Annotated in this window: 14 protein-coding genes; 7 read left to right on the forward strand and 7 right to left on the reverse strand. The window is 65.6% G+C overall.

The window, feature by feature from the left end:
- Positions 1–52: 52 nt before the first annotated feature.
- Together G3N97_RS16745 and purN are read right to left on the reverse strand one after the other, a co-directional pair.
- Complete coding sequence (locus G3N97_RS16745; RefSeq protein WP_205994235.1) at positions 53–1444, reverse strand: RsmB/NOP family class I SAM-dependent RNA methyltransferase; 1392 nt, start codon at positions 1442–1444, stop codon at positions 53–55.
- Entirely contained in the window at positions 1441–2115 is a 675-nt protein-coding gene (gene purN / locus G3N97_RS16750; RefSeq protein ID WP_065065189.1) for a phosphoribosylglycinamide formyltransferase, read from the reverse strand. Before purN ends, G3N97_RS16745 begins: the two co-directional genes overlap by 4 nt.
- 164 nt (positions 2116–2279) lie before the next feature.
- Here purN and G3N97_RS16755 point away from each other — a divergent pair, with 164 nt between their 5' ends.
- The 6 genes from G3N97_RS16755 to dut all read left to right on the forward strand — a co-directional run bounded on the left by G3N97_RS16755 (position 2280) and on the right by dut (position 9654).
- Positions 2280–3272: a bifunctional riboflavin kinase/FAD synthetase gene (locus tag G3N97_RS16755; protein ID WP_205994236.1), complete on the forward strand. Its 993-nt coding sequence runs from the start codon at positions 2280–2282 to the stop codon at positions 3270–3272.
- Positions 3273–3432: 160 nt separating this feature from the next.
- Positions 3433–6282, forward strand: a complete 2850-nt coding sequence (gene ileS / locus G3N97_RS16760; protein ID WP_205994237.1) for an isoleucine--tRNA ligase — start codon at positions 3433–3435, stop codon at positions 6280–6282.
- The gene (gene lspA / locus G3N97_RS16765; RefSeq protein ID WP_205994238.1) at positions 6282–6797 is read left to right on the forward strand and encodes a signal peptidase II; all 516 of its coding nucleotides are present in this window, start codon (positions 6282–6284) and stop codon (positions 6795–6797) included. The genes ileS and lspA overlap by 1 nt, the downstream gene beginning before the upstream one ends.
- A gap of 95 nt (positions 6798–6892) precedes the next feature.
- Positions 6893–8122: a bifunctional phosphopantothenoylcysteine decarboxylase/phosphopantothenate--cysteine ligase CoaBC gene (gene coaBC, locus G3N97_RS16770; RefSeq protein WP_277397745.1), complete on the forward strand. Its 1230-nt coding sequence runs from the start codon at positions 6893–6895 to the stop codon at positions 8120–8122.
- A 62-nt stretch (positions 8123–8184) separates the two neighbouring features.
- Positions 8185–9192 (forward strand): LLM class flavin-dependent oxidoreductase, encoded by a 1008-nt coding sequence (locus G3N97_RS16775; RefSeq protein ID WP_176080758.1) that lies wholly within the window; start codon positions 8185–8187, stop codon positions 9190–9192.
- 15 nt (positions 9193–9207) lie between these two features.
- On the forward strand, positions 9208–9654 hold the full coding sequence (gene dut, locus G3N97_RS16780) for a dUTP diphosphatase (RefSeq protein ID WP_065065194.1): 447 nt from the start codon (positions 9208–9210) through the stop codon (positions 9652–9654).
- Positions 9655–9724: 70 nt separating this feature from the next.
- On the opposite strand, the gene G3N97_RS16785 is transcribed toward dut, so the two are convergent.
- The 4 genes from G3N97_RS16785 to G3N97_RS16800 all read right to left on the reverse strand — a co-directional run bounded on the left by G3N97_RS16785 (position 9725) and on the right by G3N97_RS16800 (position 14618).
- Positions 9725–11131: an amino acid permease gene (locus tag G3N97_RS16785; protein WP_346778077.1), complete on the reverse strand. Its 1407-nt coding sequence runs from the start codon at positions 11129–11131 to the stop codon at positions 9725–9727.
- 139 nt (positions 11132–11270) lie between these two features.
- Positions 11271–13562: an ATP-dependent Clp protease ATP-binding subunit ClpA gene (clpA, locus tag G3N97_RS16790; protein WP_065065196.1), complete on the reverse strand. Its 2292-nt coding sequence runs from the start codon at positions 13560–13562 to the stop codon at positions 11271–11273.
- Positions 13559–13873 carry an ATP-dependent Clp protease adapter ClpS gene (gene clpS / locus G3N97_RS16795; RefSeq protein ID WP_027817520.1) on the reverse strand — a complete coding sequence of 105 codons (315 nt, stop codon included), beginning with the start codon at positions 13871–13873 and terminating at the stop codon, positions 13559–13561. Before clpS ends, clpA begins: the two co-directional genes overlap by 4 nt.
- Positions 13874–14297: 424 nt before the next feature.
- Positions 14298–14618, reverse strand: a complete 321-nt coding sequence (locus G3N97_RS16800) for a hypothetical protein (protein WP_205994242.1) — start codon at positions 14616–14618, stop codon at positions 14298–14300.
- 63 nt (positions 14619–14681) lie between these two features.
- Here G3N97_RS16800 and cspD point away from each other — a divergent pair, with 63 nt between their 5' ends.
- The gene (cspD, locus tag G3N97_RS16805) at positions 14682–14888 is read left to right on the forward strand and encodes a cold shock domain-containing protein CspD (RefSeq protein ID WP_017776809.1); all 207 of its coding nucleotides are present in this window, start codon (positions 14682–14684) and stop codon (positions 14886–14888) included.
- Positions 14889–15112: 224 nt separating this feature from the next.
- Here the strand turns inward: cspD and G3N97_RS16810 are convergent, their stop codons facing one another.
- Entirely contained in the window at positions 15113–16765 is a 1653-nt protein-coding gene (locus tag G3N97_RS16810; protein ID WP_205994240.1) for a multicopper oxidase family protein, read from the reverse strand.
- Positions 16766–16964: the final 199 nt, after the last annotated feature.

Genomic DNA, 16964 nt, shown 5'->3' on the forward strand with positions numbered 1-16964 from the left:
TACAGCTTCTGACACGTTCACCGCACTTCCAGCCCGCGGTGAGTTCAACCGCTTATTCCTGCGTTGCGTCCGGTTCGGCGGCTGCGGGCTGCTGAGCCTTGGCGATCGCGTCGGCGGCTTCGGTCGCGGCAGCGGCCTCTTCCGGCGTGGTCGCGGCGGCAGCCTTTTTCGTCTTCGGCTGCGCGTCGCCGCGGCGCTCCAGCACGGCGGCGAAGAAGCCGTCGGTGGCGTGACGATGCGGCCACAGCGAGAGGTAGTCGCCGGTATCGAGACCCACGCGCTGTTCCGCCAGCACGTCGCGCGCGCTGACCAGCACGAAGTCCGGATGCGCGTCGAGGAACTGCTTCACGACCGCTTCGTTCTCGGCTTCGAGAATGCTGCAGGTCGCGTAGACCAGACGGCCGCCGCGCTTGAGCAGACGCGCGGCGCTCGTGAGAATCGACAGTTGCTTGGGCGCGAGTTCGGCGACCGACTCGGGCGACTGGCGCCACTTGAGGTCGGGATTGCGGCGCAGCGTGCCCAGCCCCGAGCACGGCGCATCGACCAGCACGCGGTCGATCTTGCCGATCAGACGCTTGATCTTGGCGTCGTGCTCGCTGTCGATCAGCACCGGATTGACGTTCGAGAGGCCGCTGCGCGCAAGGCGCGGCTTGAGCTTCGCGAGACGGCGATCGGAGATGTCGAACGCGTAGAGACGGCCCGACGAGCGCATCATCGCGCCGAGCGCCAGCGTCTTGCCGCCCGCGCCCGCACAGAAGTCCACCACCATCTCGCCACGGCGCGGCGCGACCAGCGAGCACAGCAGCTGGCTGCCTTCGTCCTGCACTTCGAACCAGCCGTCCTTGAAGGCGTCGAGGCGCGACAGCGCCGGCTTGCCCGTTACGCGCACGCCGTTCGGCGCGAACGGCGTCTCGCCGGCCTCGATGCCGGCCGCGGCCAGCGAGCGCATCAGCTCGTCGCGGCTCGCCTTGATCGGATTCGAGCGCAGGTCGAGCGGCGCCGGATAGTTGAGCGCGGACGCCAGTTGCGCCATTTCGGCGGCGTCGAAACGCGATTCGAGCGCCTTCAGGATCCACTCGGGCAGATTGAGCTGCACGCGCTGCGGCAGGCTCGCCGGATCGATCTTCGCGACGTGTTCGAGCCAGTTCGCCTCGGCGTCCGAGACGAAGGGACGGATCGCCGAGCGCCCCGCCGTGGCCATCAGGCCGAGCAGCGTGAGGCGGCGCGTCGGGCTGCCCGTGCCGCTTTCGGCCAGGTGCGCGAACTCCATGCGACGGCGCAGCACGGCGAACACGGCTTCGGCGATCACGCCGCGCTCACCGTGGCCAAGCTTCGGATGCTCGCGGAAAAAACGGCTCGTGATCGCGTCGGCGGGGCCGGCGAACTTGAGCACATCGGCGAGCAGCGTCTCGGTTTGTCCAATCAAAAATCCATGCAGCCTCATGCGCCCTCCCCGGCGTTGTGTGCTTGTGCTTCGTTTACATCGTCAAGGAAGAGCCATTGCGGCTCGGGCGGCGAGAGCGTCACACGTCCGCCGTCGAGCGCGAGGCGCCCTTCGACGAACCAGCGCACCGCGCGCGGATAAATAACATGTTCGGTCTTGAGCACGCGCGCGGCCAAAGCCGCGGCGTCGTCGCCCGCGCGCACCGGAATGCCCGATTGCGCGACGATAGGACCATGATCCAGCGTGGGCGTGACGAAATGCACCGTGGCGCCGTGCACGCGGCAACCCGCGTCGAGCGCCTGCTGGTGCGTCTTGAGGCCCGGAAAGCTCGGCAGCAGCGACGGATGGATATTGAGCATCCGACCCGAATAATGCGTGACGAAACCTTCGGTGAGCACGCGCATGAAGCCCGCGAGCACGACGAGATCGGGCGCATAACCGTCGATGGTTTGCGCGAGCGCCGCGTCGAAGGCGGCGCGATCCGGATACTGGCGATGATCGACCACCGCCGTGGCAATGCCATGCGACGCCGCGAACGCAAGGCCCGCGGCGTCGGGACGGTTGGCAATCACGGCGGCGATGCGCGCCGGCCAGGCTTCGTGCGCGCACGCGCGCACGATGGCTTCCATGTTGCTGCCCCGCCCCGAAATCAGGATGACGAGATTTTTCATCCGCGGATTTTATCATCGGGGACGACGCCCGACGTTCGGGCGGGAGCGATCGCCCTCGCGTGCGTTTATAATCTCCTGTTTAGTCGCGGCTCCGGCCGCACCACCGGTCATATCGAGCGCGCACGGCCCGCGCGCTTTTCGAGGTTCCTCCAGGTTCCGCTATCGTGAGAGTTTTCCGCGGTCTCCCCAACGCCGAAAGTCGCGCGCCCTGCGCGCTCACCATCGGCAATTTCGACGGTGTCCACCGCGGACATCAGGCGCTGCTCGCGCGCGTGCGCGAAGCCGCTGACGCGCGCGGCCTGCCGGTCTGCGTGATGACCTTCGAGCCGCATCCCCGCGAGTTCTTCAATCCCGCCAGCGCCCCGCCGCGCATCGCCATGCTGCGCGACAAGCTCGAAGCGCTGCGCGAGAACGGCGTGGACCGCGTGGTGGTCGAGCATTTCAACCACACCTTCGCGAGCCAGTCGCCGGACGCGTTCGTCGAGCGCATCATCGTGGGCGGCCTGCACGCGCGCTGGATGATGATCGGCGACGACTTCCGCTACGGCGCGAAGCGTGCGGGCGATTTCGCCTCGCTGCAGCTCGCGGGCCGCGAACACGGCTTCGAAGTCGAACAGATGGCCACCGTCGCCGACCCGTCGGGCGTGCGCATTTCCAGCTCCGCCGTGCGCACGCAGCTCGCGGCCGGCGATCTGGACGCCGCGCGCGCCTCACTCGGCCGGGGCTACGAAATCAGCGGACACGTCGTGCACGGCCTGAAGCTCGGCCGCGACCTCGGCTTTCCCACGCTGAATCTGCCGATCGGCCACAAGCGCCCCGCGCTCAAGGGCATTTTCGTCGTGCAGGTTCACGGTATCGCCGACCACCCGCTGCCGGGCGTCGCGAGCCTCGGCTTGCGGCCCACGGTCGACGACTCGGGCCGCGTGCTGCTCGAAGTGCATCTGCTCGACTGGCACGGCAGCGCGTACGGCAAGCTCGTGCGCGTCGAGTTCCTGAAGAAGCTGCGCGACGAGGAGAAGTTCGCCGACCTCGAAACGCTCACCGCCGCGATCGCACGCGACGTAAGCAACGCCCGCGCGTGGTTCGCCGCGGCGGGCACGGGCGCGGCCGGCGGCGCGTCCACCGGCTTCGCCACCTCGGCGACCGATCGAATTTGACCCGCGGCCCGCGCGCGTCTTGCCGAGCAAGGCACGCGTTTCGGGCCGCCCGCCCCCAGGCGCCGCCGTGCAGCACGCGTGCGGCGCCCGAGGCGACGGTTGCGCGGCATCGCCCGCAATGCTGACGCCGTGCTTCCCCCGAATTCCACGTGATCTCACCATGAGCGACAAGAAAGCATCCTCCGGCAAGCCGCAAAAGTCCGAATCGAAGTACCCCGTCAACCTGCTCGACACGCCGTTCCCCATGCGCGGCGACCTGCCCAAGCGCGAGCCGCAATGGGTCAAGGAGTGGGAAGAACAAGGTATCTACAAGAAGATCCGCGCAGCCTCGAAGGGCCGCAAGAAGTTCATCCTGCACGACGGCCCGCCGTATGCGAACGGCGACATCCACCTCGGCCACGCGGTGAACAAGATCCTCAAGGACATGATCGTCAAGGCGCGCAATCTCGCGGGCTTCGACGCGGTCTATGTGCCGGGCTGGGACTGCCACGGCATGCCGATCGAAATCCAGATCGAAAAGCAGTTCGGCAAGTCGCTGCCCGCGCAGGAAGTGATGAAGAAGGCGCGCGAGTACGCGTCCGGCCAGATCGAAACGCAGAAGAAGGGCTTCAAGCGCCTGGGCGTGCTCGGCGACTGGGACAACCCGTACAAGACCATGAATTTCGCGAACGAGGCGGGCGAAATCCGCGCCCTCGCGAAGATCATGGAGAAGGGTTATGTGTTCCGCGGCCTGAAGCCGGTCAACTGGTGTTTCGACTGCGGCTCGGCGCTCGCTGAAGCCGAAGTCGAGTACAAGGACAAGACCGATCCGACCATCGACGTACTGTTCACGTTCGCGCAGCCCGCGGAAACGGCGGCCGCGTTCGGCCTCGCCGCGCTGCCGCGCGAGGAAGGCGGCATCGTCATCTGGACCACGACGCCCTGGACGATCCCGTCGAACCAGGCGCTCAACGTGCATCCGGAAATCGAGTACGCGCTCGTCGACACCCAGCGCGGCCTACTGATCCTCGCGAGCGAACGCGTCGAAGCCTGCATGAAGGACTTCGGCCTCGAAGGCACCGTCGTCGCCACCACGCAGGGCGAAAAGCTCGCCAACCTGCGCTTCAATCACCCGCTCGCCTCGGCGCATCCGGGCTACAAGCGCACCTCGCCGATCTATCTCGGCGACTACGTGACGACCGACACCGGCACGGGCATCGTGCACTCGGCGCCCGCCTACGGCGTGGAAGACTTCGTGTCGTGCAAGGCGCACGGCATGGTCGACTCCGACATCATCAGCCCGGTGATGGGCGACGGCCGCTACGTCGAATCGCTGCCGCTGTTCGGCGGCCTCTCGATCTGGGACGCGAATCCGAAGGTCGTCGAGGCGCTCGACGCCGCCGGCACCCTGCTGCGCAGCGAGAAATACCTGCACAGCTACATGCACTGCTGGCGCCACAAGACGCCCATCATCTACCGCGCGACCTCGCAGTGGTTCGCGGGCATGGACGTCACGCCGAACGACGGCGGCAAGACGCTGCGCGAAACGGCGCTCGAAGGCATCGAAGCCACGGCGTTCTATCCGTCGTGGGGCAAGCAACGCCTGTTCTCGATGATCGCCAACCGCCCGGACTGGACGCTCTCGCGCCAGCGCCAATGGGGCGTGCCGATGGCGTTCTTCGTCCACAAGGAAACCGGCGAGCTGCATCCGCGCACGCCGGAGCTGCTCGAAGAAGTCGCGAAGCGCGTCGAAGTGTCGGGCATCGAAGCCTGGCAGACGCTCGACCCGCGCGAGCTGATCGGCGACGACGCGAACCTGTACGAGAAGAACCGCGACACGCTCGACGTGTGGTTCGACTCGGGCACGACGCACTGGCACGTGCTGCGCGGCTCGCACAAGGACGACCTGCAATTCCCGGCCGACCTCTATCTGGAAGGCTCGGACCAGCATCGCGGCTGGTTCCATTCGTCGCTGCTGACGGCTTCCATGCTCGACGGCCGTCCGCCCTACAACGCGCTGCTCACGCACGGCTTCACCGTCGACGGCGAAGGCCGCAAGATGTCGAAGTCGCTCGGCAACGGCGTCGACCCGCATGAAGTGGCGAACCGTCTGGGCGCGGAAATCATCCGTCTGTGGATCGCGTCGACCGACTACTCGGGCGAACTGGCGATCTCGGAAGAAATCCTGAAGCGCGTGACGGAAGGCTATCGCCGTATCCGCAACACGCTGCGCTTCCTGCTCTCGAACCTGTCGGACTTCGACTTCGAGAAGCACGCGCTGCCCGCGGATCAATGGCTCGAAATCGACCGTTACGCCGTGGCGCTCACGCACACGCTGCAAAACGACGTGCTCTCGCACTACGACCGCTACGAGTTCCACCCGGTCGTCGCGAAGCTGCAGACGTTCTGCTCGGAAGATCTCGGCGGCTTCTATCTCGACGTGCTGAAGGACCGCCTCTACACGAGCGCGCCGGATTCGGCCGCGCGTCGCGGTGCGCAGACGGCACTGCATCACATCACGCACAGCCTGCTGCGCATTCTCGCGCCGTTCCTCTCGTTCACGGCCGAGGAAGCGTGGAAGGTGTTCCAGCCGCAAAGCGAAACCATCTTCACGGAAACCTTCCATGCGTTCCCGGACATCGCCGGCGCGCAGGATCTGATCGTGAAGTGGTCGCTGCTGCGCGAAGTGCGCGGCAACGTCACGAAGGCGCTCGAAGAGGCGCGCGGCGCGAACCAGATCGGTTCGTCGCTGCAGGCCGAAGTGCGCATTCTCGCGAGCGGCGCGCGTTACGACGCCCTCACCTCGCTCGGCGACGACCTGAAGTTCGTGCTGATCACCTCGGCGGCGGAAGTCATCAAGGTCGAAAACGAAGCGGACGAAGGCGTCGAAGTCGTGACCTCGAAGTACCTCAAGTGCGAACGCTGCTGGCACTATCGCGACGACGTGGGCGCGAACGCCGAGCATCCGGGCCTGTGCGGCCGCTGCGTCGCCAATCTGTTCGGCAACGGCGAAACCCGGAGCGCCGCATAATGGCCAAGACCATGACGAAGCAAATGAAGTCGAATGGCGTGAGCGGCACGCTCGCGCCGTGGCTCGGCATCGCGGTGATCGTGATCCTCGCGGATCAGCTCACCAAGATCGCCATCGCCAAGGTGTTCGCATACGGCGAAGGCCGCGTGATCACGCCGTTCTTCAACCTCGTGCTGGTCTACAACAAGGGCGCGGCGTTCAGCTTCCTCGCGGCGGCAGGCGGCTGGCAGCGCTGGGCGTTCACGGCGCTGGGCGTCGTGGCCGCGCTGGTGATCTGCTACCTGCTCAAGCGTCACGCGGGCCAGCGCATGTTCTGCACGGCGCTTTCGCTGATTCTGGGCGGCGCGCTCGGCAACGTGCTCGACCGCCTGATGTACGGCCATGTGATCGACTTCCTGGACTTCCATCTGGGCCGCTCGCACTGGCCGGCGTTCAACGTCGCGGACAGCGCGATCTGCGTCGGCGCGGCCTTGCTGGTGTTCGACGAACTGCGGCGCGTGCGCGGCTCGCGCTGAGTCACGGCGCTGAGTCACGACGTCAAGGCACGACGCGAATCGGCGCGCCTCGCTGCGCCGCTTCGCGTCACGCAGCGTCACTGGAGAGAACCGACTTGAACACCTCCGCAGCCCATCCGGGCGAACTGGCCGGGCGCCATCTCGTGCTCGGCATGACGGGCGGCATCGCCTGCTACAAGATCGCCGAACTCACGCGCCTGCTCGTCAAGGCGGGCGCGACCGTGCAGATCGTGATGACCGAGGCGGCCACGCAGTTCATCACGCCGGTGACCATGCAGGCGCTCTCGGGCCGCCCCGTCTACACGAGCCAGTGGGACGGCCGCGTGCCCAACAACATGGCGCACATCGACCTGTCGCGCGAGGCGGACGCCATCGTCATCGCGCCCGCGTCCACCGACTTCATCGCCAAGCTCGCCCACGGTTTCGCCGACGACCTGCTCTCGACGCTGTGCGTCGCGCGCGACTGTCCGCTGCTGGTCGTGCCCGCGATGAACCGGCAGATGTGGCAGAACCCGGCCACGCAGCGCAACGTCGCGCAGATCCGCGCCGACGGCATCGAAACGCTCGGCCCCGATTCCGGTCCGCAGGCTTGCGGCGAAGTCGGCGACGGGCGCATGCTGGAGCCGGAAGCCGTGTACGAAGCGATCGTCGCGTTCTTCACGCCCAAGCTGCTCGCGGGCCGCAAGCTCCTGATCACGGCCGGACCGACGTTCGAGCCGCTCGATCCGGTGCGCGGCATCACCAACCGTTCGAGCGGCAAGATGGGCTTCGCGCTCGCGCGCGCCGCGCAGCAGGCGGGCGCCGAAGTGCATCTGGTGGCCGGCCCGGTCGCGCTGGACACGCCGTGGGGCGTCTACCGCGAAGACGTGCAGACCGCGCAGCAGATGTACGACGCCGTGATGCACGCCGCACCCGACGCCGACGTGTTCATCGGCGTGGCGGCGGTGGCCGACTGGCGCGTCGATCACGTCGCCGAGCACAAGATCAAGAAAACGGCCGAGCATCGCATGCCGACGTTCACGTTCGTCGAGAACCCGGACATCCTTGCCTCGGTCGCGGCCATGCCGAATGCGCCGTACTGCGTCGGTTTCGCTGCCGAAAGCGGCGACCTCGACGTGCACGGCGAAGAGAAGCGCGCGCGCAAGAAGGTGCCGCTGCTGATCGGCAATCTCGGCCCGCTCACCTTCGGTCAGGACGACAACGAAGTCGTGCTGTTCGAAGCCGCCGGCCGCACGCCGCTGCCGCGCGCGGCCAAGCTGGCGCTCGCGCAGACGCTCGTCGCCGAAATCGCGAAGCGTCTGCCGGCACCGGGCATCATCTCGTGATGCATGCGCGCGGGCGCCGCCCGCGCGCATGCATCACGAACGTCATCGAGGAGCAGTACGCCATGACACTGCTTTCCGTACTGGATCAATCGCCCGTCATTGCCGGGCATACCGCGGCGGACGCACTCGCCGCCACGCTCGACCTCGCGCAACTCGCCGACGAGCTCGGCTACACGCGCTACTGGTGCGCCGAGCACCACGGCCTGCTCGGCGTGTGCAATCCCTGCCCCGAAGTCCTGCTCGCGCGCATCGGCAGTCTGACGAAGCGCATCCGCATCGGCTCGGGCGGCGTCATGCTGCCCTACTACAGCCCGTTCAAGGTCGCCGAGCAGTTCATGATGCTGGAGGCGCTGTTTCCCGGCCGCGTCGATCTGGGCGTCGGACGCGCGCCCGGCGGCGACATGCGCACCGCCCAGGCGGTCGCGGCGGGCGCCTACAATCGCGGCGACCAGTTCACGCAGCAGGTGCAGGATCTCGTCGGGCTGATGGACGGCACGCTGCCCGCCGATCACCTCGCGCACGGCGTCGTCCTGCAGCCGCAAATCGAGACTCGCCCGCAACTCTGGGTGCTCGGTTCGAGCGACTTCGGCGGCCTGCTCGCGGCGCAACTGGGCCTGCGTTTCTCGTTCGCGCATTTCATCAACGCGCACTTCGGGCATCTGGTGTCCGAGGCGTATCACGACCGCTTCAAGGCAGGCCACGAAGCGAAACCGTACCTGGCCTGCGCCGTCTTCGTGATCTGCGCCGATACCGAAGCCGAGGCCGCCGACCTCGAAAAAGCCGTCGACCTGCGCCGCGTGCAGATGGCCTACGGCCTGAACGCGCCGATCCCGAGCCTTGAGCAGGGGCGCGCCCAGGAATACGGCGAGCGCGAGCAACTCGTGATCGACCGCGAGAAGCCGCGCAGCATCATCGGCACGCCGGACAGCGTGACGGAGCGCCTGCTGGCGCTCAAGGACCGCTTCCGCGCCGACGAACTGATCGTGCTGACCGTCGCCGGCAGCTACAAGGCGCGTCAGCGCTCCTACGAACTTCTCGCCGAGGCCTTCGAACTGCCTCGCTCAAACTGACCTGAACGCCAACTCATGAAAATCGACGTCAAGATCCTCAACGAACGCATGCGCGACCAGCTGCCCCACTACGCCACGCCGGGCAGCGCGGGCCTCGACCTGCGCGCGTGCCTCGACGCGCCCGTCACGCTCGAACCGGGCGAAACGAAGCTGATCCCGACCGGGCTCGCGATTCACCTCGCCGATCCGGGCTATGCGGCGCTGATCCTGCCGCGCTCGGGTCTCGGCCACAAGCACGGCATCGTGCTCGGCAACCTCGTCGGCCTGATCGACTCCGACTACCAGGGCGAGCTGATGATCTCCACCTGGAATCGCGGCCACACGACCTTCACGCTGAACCCGCTGGAACGTCTTGCGCAGCTCGTGATCGTGCCGGTCGTGCAGGCGCAGTTCAACGTCGTCGAGAGCTTCGAAGAGAGCGAGCGCGGCGAAGGCGGCTTCGGCAGCACCGGCAAGCACTAAGCTGCACGCGCCGCACGCGGCCATAAAAAAAGCACGCTTTCGAGCGTGCTTTTTTGTTGTCCGGCGCGGTTTAGCGCGATGCGTCGGGCGAAGCCGCGAGCGGCGCACGACGCCGATACCAGAGCGCGTAGATCACGACCAGCGCGACGAGAAACGCGACGCCATACGCGAGCGTCATGCGGAATTCGCGCGTGAACGCCGTGCCCACCAGAATGCCGAGCATCAGGATCGCGCCCAGCACGCTCGTCAGCGGAAAGCCCCACATGCGGAATTTCAGCGGCGTCTTCGCGTTCTGCATGCGGAAGAAAATCTGCGTGACGAAGATCATCAGCCACGTGAACATCGCGCCGAACATGGCGATCGACATCATCAGCGTGAAGGCCGTCTGCGGCCAGAGCGCGTTGAGCACGGCCGACACCGCAATGCCGATGGTCGAGAGCGAGAGCGCCGCCGTCGGCACGCCCTGACGCGTGAGGCGGCCGAACACGGCGGGCGCGTAGCCCGCGCGCGAGAGGCTGAACATCATGCGCGTGGTGATGTAGAGCTGGCTGTTCATGGCCGAGAGCGCCGCGACCAGCACGATGAAGTTGATCGCGCCCGCCGCGTACGGCACGCCGGTTTCGGCCATCACCTTCACGAACGGGCTTTCGTTGCCGCCCGCCTCGGTCCACGGCACGATCGCGAGCATCAGCGCGAGCGTCAGCAGATAGAACAGCACGAGGCGCAGCACGGTGGCGCGGAACGCACGCGTGACGGCGCGCGCCGGGTCCTGCGCCTCGGCCGCGGCGACCGCGATGGTCTCCACGCCCAGGTAGCTGAACAGCGACACGATGGTGCCCACCCACACGCCCCACCAGCCCTTCGGCAGCAGCCCGCCGTGCGACGTGTAGTTCGCGAAGCCCACGCCCGAACTCGCGGGCGCGTGCCACACGAACCATGCGCCGAGCACGATGAAGGCCACGATCGCCGCGATTTTCAGGCTCGAAAACAGGTATTCGATCGAGCCATACGCGCGCACGCTCATCGCATTCACGACGATCAGCGCCGCCGAAAATCCGACGATCCAGTACAGACCAGGCACGTGCGGGAACCAGAATTTCATGTAGACGGCGATGGCCGCGACCTCGGTGCCGACCGCCAGCACATACGCGGACCAGTACGCGTAGCGCACCACGAAGCCCGCGAGCGGCCCGATGTAGTGCTCGGCGTAAGCGCCGAACGAACCCGAGGTGGGATGCGCGACCGTCATTTCGGCGAGCGCGCCCATCAGCAGCAAGGCGATCAGCGCGCCGATCGCGTAGGAAATCAGCACGCCCGGACCGGCGAAGCCGATCGCGAAACCGCTGCCGAGAAACAGCCCCGTGCCGACCGCGCCGCCGATGGCGATCATCGTCATCTGACCGGCGGACAGCCCGCGGCGCAAACCGCGCTCGCGTTCGACGATCGAATCGAACGCACCCTTTTTATCTGAACTCACCTTCACCCTCGACGGCATGCGGCCATTTCACCGGCAATGCACGCAAATACCACGACGTTCGCAGCAATTACGCGCACAAAACAAAACGGCGCGGACCGTGAAGTCCGCGCCGTTCCGGCTGGCCTGAAGCGGAAACCGCTTATTCTACTTCGACCGCCTCCGGCGGACGCGGCGCAGGCTGCTCGTCGAACGTGAGCAACACCTTGTCGTCGGCGTCCACATCCACGGTCACGCGGCCGCCGCTCATGAGCTTGCCGAACAGCAGTTCGTCGGCGAGCGCACGGCGGATCGTGTCCTGGATCAGGCGTTGCATCGGCCGCGCGCCCATCAGCGGGTCGAAGCCGTGCTTGGCCAGATGCTGGCGCAGCGCGTCCGTGAACAGCGCATCGACCTTCTTCTCGTGCAGCTGGTCTTCGAGCTGCATGAGGAACTTGTCGACCACGCGCATGATGATTTCCTCATCGAGCGCACGGAAGCTGATCGTCGCATCCAGACGGTTACGGAACTCCGGCGTGAACAGGCGCTTGATGTCGGCCATTTCGTCGCCTTGTTCGCGGCGCGTCGTGAAACCGATCGTCGACTTGTTCATCGTGTCGGCGCCCGCGTTCGTCGTCATGATGATGATGACGTTGCGGAAATCCGCCTTGCGGCCGTTGTTGTCCGTCAGCGTGCCGTGGTCCATCACCTGCAGCAGCACGTTGAAGATGTCCGGGTGCGCCTTCTCGATTTCGTCGAGCAGCAGCACGCAGTGCGGCTTCTTCGTGACGGCTTCGGTGAGCAGACCGCCCTGGTCGAACCCGACATAGCCCGGCGGCGCGCCGATCAGACGGCTCACCGCGTGACGCTCCATGTACTCGGACATGTCGAAACGGATCAGCTCGATGCCGAGCGTGAACGCGAGCTGGCGCGCCACTTCGGTCTTGCCGACGCCGGTCGGACCCGAGAACAGGAACGAGCCGATCGGCTTGTCCGTCTTGCCGAGACCCGCGCGCGCCATCTTGATCGACGCCGACAGCGCGTCGATAGCCGGATCCTGGCCGAACACCACGGCCTTCAGATCGCGGTCGAGCGTCTGCAGCTTGCTGCGATCGTCCTGCGACACGCTTTGCGCCGGCACGCGCGCGATCTTCGAGATGATCTCTTCGATCTCGCTCTTGCCGATGGTCTTCTTCTGCTTCGACTTCGGCAGGATGCGTTGCGCCGCGCCCGCTTCGTCGATCACGTCGATCGCCTTGTCGGGCAGATGACGGTCGGTGATGAAGCGTGCGGACAACTCAGCCGCCGCATTGAGCGCGCCCGACGAATACTTCACGCCGTGGTGCTCCTCGAAGCGCGACTTCAGACCGCGCAGGATCGCCACCGTCTGCTCGACGGTCGGCTCGATCACGTCGACCTTCTGGAAACGACGCGACAGCGCCGCGTCCTTCTCGAAGATGCCGCGATATTCCGTGAAGGTCGTCGCGCCGATGCACTTGAGCGTGCCCGACGAGAGCGCCGGCTTCAGCAGATTCGAAGCGTCGAGCGTACCGCCCGATGCGGCGCCCGCGCCGATCAGCGTATGAATCTCGTCGATGAACAGGATCGCGTGCGGACGTTCCTTCAGCTCCTTGAGCACCGTCTTCAGACGTTGCTCGAAGTCGCCGCGGTACTTCGTGCCCGCGAGCAGCGCGCCCATATCGAGCGAATACACCTGCGCGTCGGCGAGAATGTCCGGCACTTCGCCGCGCGTGATGCGCCAGGCGAGGCCTTCCGCGATCGCGGTCTTGCCGACGCCGGCTTCGCCCACGAGCAGCGGATTGTTCTTGCGACGGCGGCACAGCACCTGCACCACGCGCTCGACTTCCGACTCGCGCCCGATCAGCGGATCGATGCGGCCGTCCTTCGCCATCTGGTTCAGGTTCTGCGTGAACTGCGCGAGCGGCGTTTCCTTCTGGCCTGCGGCGTCTTCGGCTTCCGCATTCGCGTCGCTGGCCTTGGCGGCTTCGCCGCTGCCGGTCTTCGCGATGCCATGCGAAATGAAATTCACGACGTCCAGACGCGTGACGCCCTGCTGTTGCAGGTAGTACACCGCGTGCGAGTCTTTCTCGCCGAAGATCGCCACCAGCACGTTCGCGCCCGTCACTTCCTTCTTGCCGTTGGAAGTGGACTGAACGTGCATGATCGCGCGCTGGATCACGCGCTGGAACCCGAGCGTCGGCTGCGTATCGACGTCATCCGTGCCGGGAACCGTAGGGGTATTGTCATGAATGAAGTTGCGCAGGTTCTGTCGCAGGTCTTCAATATTCGCGGCGCACGCGCGCAACACTTCTGCCGCTGTCGGATTGTCCAACAGCGCCAGCAAGAGATGCTCGACCGTGATGAACTCGTGCCGCGCCTGACGTGCTTCCATGAACGCCATGTGCAGGCTGACTTCCAGTTCCTGGGCAATCATGCTTCCTCCATCACACACTGCAGCGGATGCCCGGCCTGCCGTGCGTGGGTAACGACTTGCTCAACCTTGGTCGACGCGATGTCCCGCGTATAGACCCCACAAACGCCCCTGCCCTCGCGATGAACCTTCAACATGATCTGCGTTGCGGTCTCGCGGTCCTTATTGAAATATTCCTGCACGACCATCACGACGAATTCCATCGGCGTGTAGTCGTCGTTCATCAGCACGACCTTGTACATGGAGGGCGGTTTGACCTTGTGCTCCTGCCGCTCCAGTACGGTTGAATCCTGCTTGTCCGGGATAATTGCCATACACCCATTCTAAACAACTCGGACAGGCCCGCAATCCTGCCGAAACCCGACCGGCCGTCCGGTGAAGCTGGCTCCGGCGCCCGCCACATGTGAGCAAAACCTGCGCCTTCCCCGTTCCGGGCCCGATCAACTTCGCCCAGGCGACTGCATGGGCGCCCGGCTGCGGGGCCGGTTCGATCCGCGCTTCGTTCCAACGTTGAAACCGCGGTTTGAATCACTGCCAGCAGCTTTCGGGCCACCGTCGAATCGAGTATCGCACAACCTGCGGCGTCAGGTGGTCGCCTACTGTCGGCGCCCGCACGCTCACTGTCAGATTCCACGCCACTCGATGTCAAACCTGCCTGACGCGCCGTGAGTCCCATGTGAGTCGATTATGCGACTTTTCAAGATGCCACGCTCACATGACCCCGCCGCGCGTCCGACTTCATGCGTCATCAATACTGATCGACGAGCGGACATTGTCCGACACCTTGCGATACCGCGTTGTCTGTTGGCGGTGCAACCGATGCACCATGAAAAGCGGGCACGAGCAGTTCGGGAGCATGACGCGCAACATCGCGACGCAGCACGCAAGAAAAGCCGGAAAAACCCTGGAAATGCGGTCTTTACAACGCGTCCGGCACGGTCTCAAAATATTCTTGACAGCAGAATAAAGAGCCTCAACAATCAAGCTGGCACTTTTTTCAACCGCCGTTAATTTCGAAAAGATGCCGTTGGTGAGCTTGTGAGGAGGGGGCGATTGCATATAGCGATCGTTAAGCTTTTCGAACTGCTCGTGGTAGTGACATGAGTTACAGGGGAAGTTGGTATGGCAACCGGTACGGTCAAGTGGTTCAACGACGCGAAGGGTTTCGGATTCATCACGCCGGATGAAGGCGGCGAGGATCTGTTTGCTCACTTTTCGGCCATCCAGATGAATGGCTTCAAGACCCTCAAAGAAGGGCAGAAGGTGAGCTTCGAGGTCGTGCAAGGCCCGAAGGGCAAACAGGCATCGAACATTCAGGCAGCAGCCTGATACGTTCGGTACCCGTACCTTGTGGAAACCCGGCTTCGGCCGGGTTTCCTTTTTTCAGCCCCTGTTTTTAAGCCTTTTTGACACTCGTGCCGGCTTGTACACATGCTGCACGTTCGCGTCTTCATTCACGATTCATTCATTCGCACTCCGCATGTCATCGTTTCTTAACGATGCGCATGCTATAAACCGCGCTCGCTGAACGCGGTCTCGCGCTTCGTGGCGGCTCAGGTCACGCGCAATGTGCCCATCATGCCGAGGTCCTCGTGTTCGAGGATGTGGCAATGGAACATGCGATCGCCCGCTTCGTGCTGCACGGTCGCGATATGCACGATTTCTCCCGGCCTCACGTTGATCGTGTCGCGCCATGCAAGATAAGGCTCGTCGATGCGCTGACCGGCAAACTCGCGCGACAACACCTGGAACTGCGTACCGTGCAGATGGAACGGATGATCCATGTCCGTGCCGTTCGCAATCATCCAGTTTTCGACGTCGCCGCGTCGACTCGTGAGCGTCGCGCGGCCCGGCACGTAAGTCTCGCCGTTGATCATGAATTTCATGCCGGGCGGCATCGCGCGTGTCGACGCACCCGGCTGGTGCATCGCGTGCATGTCCATCGCTTCGCTGAAGCCCACCGACTTCTGCGCACGCGCGGGTCCGAGCGGCGCGATGGTGCGCAATGACGCAGGCAGCGCGGAGGACTTATCGGCGACGGACGCATCGGCGCCCGACGCATCGGCGCGCGGAGCAAAGCGCACATCGGCGAGCACGACGTTCGGCCCCGGCGGCAGGCTGCCGTGCGACATCGCCATTTTGTGACGGTCGTATTGCGTGGCCAGCCAACGCGCCTGCGACGCGCCCTGCCCCGCGCGCACGATCAGTTCGGCGCGCTCGCCCGGCGCGAGCACGAGCGCGGTGAGTCCGTCGCGCGGCGCGGCGAGCAAACCGCCATCGGTGCCGACCTGCGCGAACGCGCGGCCGTCGTCGAAAGCGAGTTGCAGATAGCGCGCGCTGCACGCATTCCAGACGCGCCAGCGCTCGTCGCGCACGACCTCGATGCGCGGTTCGCGCGCGCCGTTGACGAGCACGAACTGGCCTTCGCGACCGTTCATCCAGTCCATCATGCTGTTGGGCGCGATGCTCGCATCGGCGGCGAGCTTGAGGTCGGAGACGAACAGATGACGCTCGGGCCACGCGGCGAGCGGATCGTCGGCCGCGCGCACGACGATCGGGCCCGCGAGGCCGCGAAACACCTGCTCGGCGGTTTGCATGTGCGGATGCGGGTGATACCAGTAGGTGCCCGCGCTGCCCTTCGGCAAGGTAAAGCGATAGACGTGCTCGCCGCCCGGCGCGATCGGATTCGACGGATTGCCGTCCTGATCGGGCGGCACGGGCAAGCCGTGCCAGTGCATCGTGGTCGGTTGTTCGAGACGGTTGACGACCCGGATCTCGACGCGATCGCCTTCACGCAGTTCGATCAGCGGACCGACCACCGGCCCCGACGTATCGCCCTTGCCCGCCGCTGCGAGGCCGCCGTCGAACTGCCAGAACACGGTGTCGCGCTGACCTTGCACGAGCGCGCGAGCAACCGGTTGCGCGAGCAACGTTGCGCGGAACTCGCCCGGCGTGCGGCTTTCGTTGACGAGCGTGCGCAGGCTCGCGAGCGGCGCGCCGGCAGGCAGCGCATCGACGGGCGCGAGTTCGCCGCCGTGCATGTCACCTTGCATCGCTTCGTGCATGCCGGACATCGACGCCATGCCGTTCATTTTGCTCATGTCGTGCATCGGCATGCTGTCGTCGCCTGCGGCGAACGCGCTGCGCGAAAACCAGGCGGCGGCGACGGCGCTGGCCGCGCCCGACAAAAAATCTCTTCGTTTCATTGCTGCATTCCTCGTGCTCGATGGCGCGGCGCGCCGCACGAGCGGGCCGCGCGCATAGGATCGTACGCACCGCGCGCGGCCTGTGAACTGCGCGGGGTGCAAAGCGTGTGACGCGTTGGGCGAACGGCGATCAGACGATCGGAGGAGGCAGAAGCGGCGCGTGCGTGATGCCCGCGCGCAAGCGGACGGCGACGACGGG

This window comes from Paraburkholderia sp. Ac-20347, from assembly GCF_017104805.1.
GTDB lineage: Bacteria > Pseudomonadota > Gammaproteobacteria > Burkholderiales > Burkholderiaceae > Paraburkholderia > Paraburkholderia tropica.

Excerpts from the sequence above, each read along its gene's own strand:
- G3N97_RS16745 (WP_205994235.1), bottom strand. The coding sequence starts at position 1,444 with ATGAGGCTGCATGGATTTTTGATTGGACAAACCGAGACGCTGCTCGCC.
- G3N97_RS16800 (WP_205994242.1), bottom strand. The coding sequence starts at position 14,618 with ATGCAATCGCCCCCTCCTCACAAGCTCACCAACGGCATCTTTTCGAAA.
- G3N97_RS16775 (WP_176080758.1), top strand. The coding sequence starts at position 8,185 with ATGACACTGCTTTCCGTACTGGATCAATCGCCCGTCATTGCCGGGCAT.
- purN (WP_065065189.1), bottom strand. The coding sequence starts at position 2,115 with ATGAAAAATCTCGTCATCCTGATTTCGGGGCGGGGCAGCAACATGGAA.
- clpS (WP_027817520.1), bottom strand. The coding sequence starts at position 13,873 with ATGGCAATTATCCCGGACAAGCAGGATTCAACCGTACTGGAGCGGCAG.
- clpA (WP_065065196.1), bottom strand. The coding sequence starts at position 13,562 with ATGATTGCCCAGGAACTGGAAGTCAGCCTGCACATGGCGTTCATGGAA.
- dut (WP_065065194.1), top strand. The coding sequence starts at position 9,208 with ATGAAAATCGACGTCAAGATCCTCAACGAACGCATGCGCGACCAGCTG.
- ileS (WP_205994237.1), top strand. The coding sequence starts at position 3,433 with ATGAGCGACAAGAAAGCATCCTCCGGCAAGCCGCAAAAGTCCGAATCG.
- G3N97_RS16810 (WP_205994240.1), bottom strand. The coding sequence starts at position 16,765 with ATGAAACGAAGAGATTTTTTGTCGGGCGCGGCCAGCGCCGTCGCCGCC.
- cspD (WP_017776809.1), top strand. The coding sequence starts at position 14,682 with ATGGCAACCGGTACGGTCAAGTGGTTCAACGACGCGAAGGGTTTCGGA.
- lspA (WP_205994238.1), top strand. The coding sequence starts at position 6,282 with ATGGCCAAGACCATGACGAAGCAAATGAAGTCGAATGGCGTGAGCGGC.